Genomic DNA, 5134 nt, shown 5'->3' on the forward strand with positions numbered 1-5134 from the left:
TCGCGTTGTGCTGGTGCTTATTTCGTGCGGCGACGGCGCGGTTTGGCTGCGCGTTTGCGGCCGGAGCCGGGTACTTCGCGGTCGAGCCGGTCCCACGACGGAACGTCCATGGCGGACCAGACTTCCGCGAACCACCGTTCGTACGCGGCGTGCGGAACGATGCCGCGTGCGCCGAGGTCGGGCCACCCGTTCTTGCGCGCCCAGGCGCGCACGATGCCGCGAGCTTCCGAGAACGCCTTGGCCGTCTTCGTGCTGATCGGCCGTGGCGGGTCCATCCACCACGACTGGCCCTGCACCGGCTCGGGCCGGATCGTCTCCAGCGTGCCGCGCAGCGGGGCTTTCGCCGCAGGCCGCGTCGTCGCCTCGCCGTCGCGGACCCGCTTCGCCGCCTTGCTCCAGTAGGCGACCATGCGGTCGAACGCCTCGGCGTCGTCAGGGCCGAGCCACCGGGTGTACAGCTTCTTGCCGACCGCGAACGTCCGCTTCACCAGCCCGTCCGTCCACGCGCCGAAGTCGCTGTCGAACCGCTCGGCGTTGGCCTCGCACAGGTCAATGCCGAACTTGCGGTTGCCGACCTCGAATGTCTTGCTGGCGGTGGCGTCCTGGGAGGGGTCCAGGTCGTCCACGTAGGTGACCTTGGTTTCGATCTTCTGTGCCATCGGAGCTGACCCCGCCCTCAGTCCGAGCCAGGCGCGCCGCTGCGACGCCGCCGGCAGCTCTGGAGCTGCACGACGCTCGCGCACTCTCCCTGATCGACAGCCGCCTGCTCCACGGCTTCGGCGACCGTGCTCCGGCGTGCCCGTTCCCGCTCCTTGTCGTATTGCCTGCGGATCTGCTCGGGGATACGGCCCCGAGCGCTCACCGGCAGCCGCTGTCGGCGAGCCCATTCGCGGACGGTGGCCGCGTCGTCTTCTTCCTCCGGCGCGACCGCCGGAAGGTCGGCGGAACGGCCGCGCATCGGACGACGGTGGTTCTTCAGCACGCGATGAACATCCCGCTCGCCGAGCGGCGAATCGAGATCGATTTCGTACAACGTCGCGCGCGCCCCCTCGGCACTCGCCCCGTGGTCGTAAGAGCCCTCCTCTTCCACGACCACGATCAGTGCAACATGAACCATGAGTGGTAACACTTCCTGTCCGGGTCATTGCGGTTTGCACACCCCCCGTGTGCAAGCCCACCCCCCGTTTGGGGGGCATCCGGATTCAACAACGGCAATTTTCGCTCTGCAACCGATCTTGAGCGGCTGGGCTGAACGGGTTACAAAACGGACAAAGGAATTCGGAGGGTGAGAATGTGCGGAGTGCACGGCGTTTACCGGAACCCCGCACATCCACGACAGAGTGAAAGTAATCCGTATGGACTAGACCACCGGCGTTATCACTCTGTTGATCACCACCCGATCGGCGGTACGGTCACGCGGCCGCCTCCAGCTCGCCGGTGTCCCGGAACCGGATGCCGATCGACGCCGTGTCGAACCGCGAACCCCGCCGCGCGGGCGGGTTGAGGGTCACTTCCATGAGTGTGTCGAGCACGAACCGCTTGCTGCTCAGCGGCTGAGCCTGCCACACCTCGCCCACGTTCTCGATGCCCACCAGAGACAGCAAGGGCGACTCGACCACCGAGGCCGACAACGTCCGGTCGATGGCCTCCAGGCGGAGACGGGCGGCCTGCGTGGCGCTGCGCAGCTGAGACCTGTCGACGAAGCCGAGCACGTGATCCTTCGCCAGCCCGTCCAGGTTGACGCGGATGCTCTCCGCCTCCAGCCGCAGCGCCTCGACGTCCACCTCCGGCTCCGGAGCCCGATAGATAAACGCCTCCACGAACCTCGGATCGCGACTGATGCGGTTGAGCAGCGTCGCCTGCACGTACGTGTCGACATTGATCGCGTGGCGGGCGAGGTGGTGGGCGGCCTTGCACTTGTAGCGGGGTGTGCGGCTGTGGCCGTTGCCGTTGGACTTGACGTGGCACGAGGTGCCGTTCCCGTGGATCCCGCAGAGATAAAGGGCGGTGCCGAGCCAGCGCGGCGCGTTGCCCACTCCCGGCTCCCGCGTGTTCCGCGCCGGGTCGGTCAGCAGCTGCACCACCGCCCGGTACAGGTCCATTCCCACGATGGCCTCGCCCGGCAGCCTGCCCAGCTCCACGCCCTTGTAAGACGAGATCCCGGCGTTGCGGGGCCGCAGCAGAATGCTCCGCAGAATCGGTGAAGACCACGGCGCGCCGCTGACCGTCGGCACCGAGCCCTCGCGCAGCTCCGCGGCAAGGTCGCGCAGGCTCCACAGCTTCCGGGTCCTCTGGTTCAACTGGACGACCCGCTCCGAGCAATCGAGGACCACCTCGGCCTCGGCCGGGACCTTCGTGACACCGTCCTCTTCGAACCCGAAGGGCCGTCGACCGCCGTGCCACGTACCGGCCCTGGCCTGCCGCTCACGCGCGTCCGAGACGCGCCGGGACGTCGCCCGGCTCGCGGCGTTCGCGAACGACACCATGTTCCGGGCCAGCGTGATCTCGGCGTCGGTCCCGCCGTCGGTAAACGTCAGCGAGCCCGAGAGAGACCGGGCGTTGACCTTGCGTTCCTCGGCGATGTCGATGAAGTCTTCGAGGTCCCGGGGATCGCGCATCGTGCGGTCCAGGTCCTCGGCCAGCAGGCCGTTCGCCCGCCCGGCCTGAAGGTGGCCCAGGGTCTCGCGGAACCCCGGGCGCACCACCCGCATCACCGTGGTGCCATCCGGAAGGGTCACCTTGCGGCGCTTGAACGCCGAGGCGTTACGGGCTTTCCCGTTCTTCCGGTTGACGTCGTTCTCGATGATGACCTTGAAGACGGTCCAGCCGAGCCGCTTCGCGAACTCGCGCAGCTTCCGCTCCCGGCTGCTGAACGTCTTGCCGTTGCCGTGCTCGTCGAGATCGTCGGGCTTCAGATCCGACAACCGCAGGTAAATAATGGCTTTGACAGGGGAAAACACTGAAGGGGTAATGACTGTCCGGGTCATGGGCCAGACAGTCACAAACCCTTTGTGTCATAAACAAGTTTTCGGCTTTCCCGCCTTGACAAGCACCACCGCGCCGTAGTCACACTCAGCTTCGGGGTGCCCGCCCAAGAATCACCCCGCAATGTCGCCGCCAGGCGACGAGCCGAAACCCCAGCTACTCAGCCGCCATCCGCTCCCGAAGCGAACGAGGCCGCATATCCGTCCACACCTCGTCCACATGCCTCATGCATTCCTCCCGGCTCCCCCGAACCCCATCCGCCCGCCACCCGGCCGGCACTTCCTTGCCCCCCGGCCACAGCGAATACTGCTCCTCCTCATTGACCAAAACCTGAAACTCAGCACCGTCGTCCATTAAAAACTCCCTTTCTCCGTCACTGACCAGAAGTCTCTTCAAGCTCACGAACCCGAGGCGCAGCAGGCAACCCCCGCAACGTCCGGCTGAACGTAGTCGCCAGAGTCACCACCGCGATCGACCCGCTGCAAGCCAACACCGCCGTCACAGCAGGCAACGCCTCGACCAGCCACCCGCCCAACGCAGGCCCAGCGGCCGCGGCCAACCCGCCGGTCACCCCCAGCACTCCCCCCAGCCGCCCCCGCAACTCGTCCGGAGTGGACAGCAACTGATAAGTGGCAATAGCAGTATTGGCAGCAGGGGGCAAAAACGCAATAGCCGCGAACAACGCCCCCATCACATACCCATTATGCACGAAGACAGCAATCGGAGTCAGCGCGGTCAACGCCCAGAACACCCCGATGACCAGACCGTACGCACTAATCCACCGATGCAGGTACGGCGCGGCCAACGACCCGAGAATCCCGCCGCCCCCGAGCATCGCCGCCATCACGCCGATCTCCCCGGCGGGCACGCCCCGCTCAGTGGACAACACGATGATCACCAAATAATAAGCGGAAAAGAACAGATTCAAACTGACCACGCACAACACAGTCGCCCGCAACGCAGGCCGCGACCACACCCACCGAAGCCCCTCGACGATCTCCCGCCCGAGATGCTGAGGCGGAGCCCCTTCCGCCCGCTCCGGCTGCCGAGGCAACCGCACGAACAACAACGACACGAACGCGAACACGTGCGCGACCAAGTCGAAGAGAAACGGGACGACCCGCCCCACCGCGAAGAGAAAACCGCCCAGCGCAGTCCCGGACAAGTGCCCCGCACTGGTCCTGGCGGCATTCATCGCCACAGCGGAGGGCACCTGCTCCTCAGCCACCAACCGCGGCAAACTGGCCTCTTCGGCCGGCTCGAACAACGCCCGGCCCAGCCCCATCACAGCCGCCACCACGACGAGCATCCACACCTGCGCGACGCCCCAGTACAACGCGAGCACCAACCCGCCCGCAGCGACCGCCTGCGCGGCCTCGCACCAGAGCATGATCTGCTTGCGAGGCCACCGGTCCACCAACGCCCCGGCAGGCAATCCGGCCACGAGCTGACTGATCGCGACAGCCCCGAGCACCAGCCCGGACTGTGCCGCCGACCCGGTAAGCGCCAGCACCAGCAAGGGAAACGCGATGGTGGTCGTATTGAACCCGGCCTCGGAAACGACCTGACCGGTCCACAGAAGCCGGTAGTCGCGATTGCCGACGATCCCGCTCATGCGCCGCCTCCCTCACGCCCGACACGCGAAACTCCTGCCAGACGAACCGCTGCCGCACCGGCCCCAGCCACGGAACCCGCCGGACCACCAGACCGCAGCCGAGACTCGACAACCCCGCTCATCGCTTGTCTCCCACCGCCCGCGAAGGTCACGGGACGAGCTGCGGCCCCGCCGAACCCAGAGACCACCTGACCGATCCGCCACAACCGGCCGCCGACGATCCCGCTCATGCCCCGTCCCCTCGATAGCCCACAAGCTGCCCGCGAAAGATGACAGGGCAAGAGGCCCGGCCAACCAACCGCGGCCGAGGCTCGCAGCCGACAATCCCGCTCATCCCTCGCCCCTCCGAAAGCCAACGACAACAGCGCGCCAAGCCCCAGGCACGGCGAACCGCGCCGCCGAAACGACCCGGCCCGGCAGCGGGCAATAGCCGAAAACCCCGCCCTCCCGACAAGTCCGCCGAGGCGCCCGCCCCACCGCATGCGCTCGCCTCGAACACCAACGACCGACACCCGCGATCACCGGCACCCCGGC

The 5134-nt window shown here is 67.0% G+C and carries 5 protein-coding genes; all 5 read right to left on the bottom strand.

Annotated features, from left to right (window positions below; genetic code table 11):
- Positions 1 to 17 precede the first annotated feature (17 nt).
- On the bottom strand, positions 18 to 659 hold the full coding sequence (locus tag ACZ7OI_RS10575) for an Lsr2 dimerization domain-containing protein (RefSeq protein WP_470263914.1): 642 nt from the start codon (positions 657 to 659) through the stop codon (positions 18 to 20).
- 17 nt (positions 660 to 676) lie between these two features.
- A complete protein-coding gene (locus ACZ7OI_RS10580) occupies positions 677 to 1117 on the bottom strand; it encodes an Lsr2 family DNA-binding protein (RefSeq protein WP_470263915.1) in 441 nt (146 codons plus the stop codon).
- A 295-nt stretch (positions 1118 to 1412) separates the two neighbouring features.
- Positions 1413 to 2987 carry a recombinase family protein gene (locus ACZ7OI_RS10585; protein WP_470263916.1) on the bottom strand — a complete coding sequence of 525 codons (1575 nt, stop codon included), beginning with the start codon at positions 2985 to 2987 and terminating at the stop codon, positions 1413 to 1415.
- Between the two features lie 154 nt (positions 2988 to 3141).
- Positions 3142 to 3339: an MbtH family protein gene (locus ACZ7OI_RS10590; protein ID WP_470263917.1), complete on the bottom strand. Its 198-nt coding sequence runs from the start codon at positions 3337 to 3339 to the stop codon at positions 3142 to 3144.
- Between the two features lie 19 nt (positions 3340 to 3358).
- Complete coding sequence (locus ACZ7OI_RS10595) at positions 3359 to 4600, bottom strand: MFS transporter (protein ID WP_470263918.1); 1242 nt, start codon at positions 4598 to 4600, stop codon at positions 3359 to 3361.
- Positions 4601 to 5134: the final 534 nt, after the last annotated feature.

It is taken from the genome of Amycolatopsis sp. NPDC114503, assembly GCF_055633655.1.

Bases quoted from the DNA above. Each gene is read 5' to 3' on its own strand.
- ACZ7OI_RS10575 (WP_470263914.1), bottom strand. From the start codon at position 659: ATGGCACAGAAGATCGAAACCAAGGTCACCTACGTGGACGACCTGGAC.
- ACZ7OI_RS10590 (WP_470263917.1), bottom strand. From the start codon at position 3,339: ATGGACGACGGTGCTGAGTTTCAGGTTTTGGTCAATGAGGAGGAGCAG.
- ACZ7OI_RS10580 (WP_470263915.1), bottom strand. From the start codon at position 1,117: ATGGTTCATGTTGCACTGATCGTGGTCGTGGAAGAGGAGGGCTCTTAC.
- ACZ7OI_RS10595 (WP_470263918.1), bottom strand. From the start codon at position 4,600: ATGAGCGGGATCGTCGGCAATCGCGACTACCGGCTTCTGTGGACCGGT.
- ACZ7OI_RS10585 (WP_470263916.1), bottom strand. From the start codon at position 2,987: ATGACCCGGACAGTCATTACCCCTTCAGTGTTTTCCCCTGTCAAAGCC.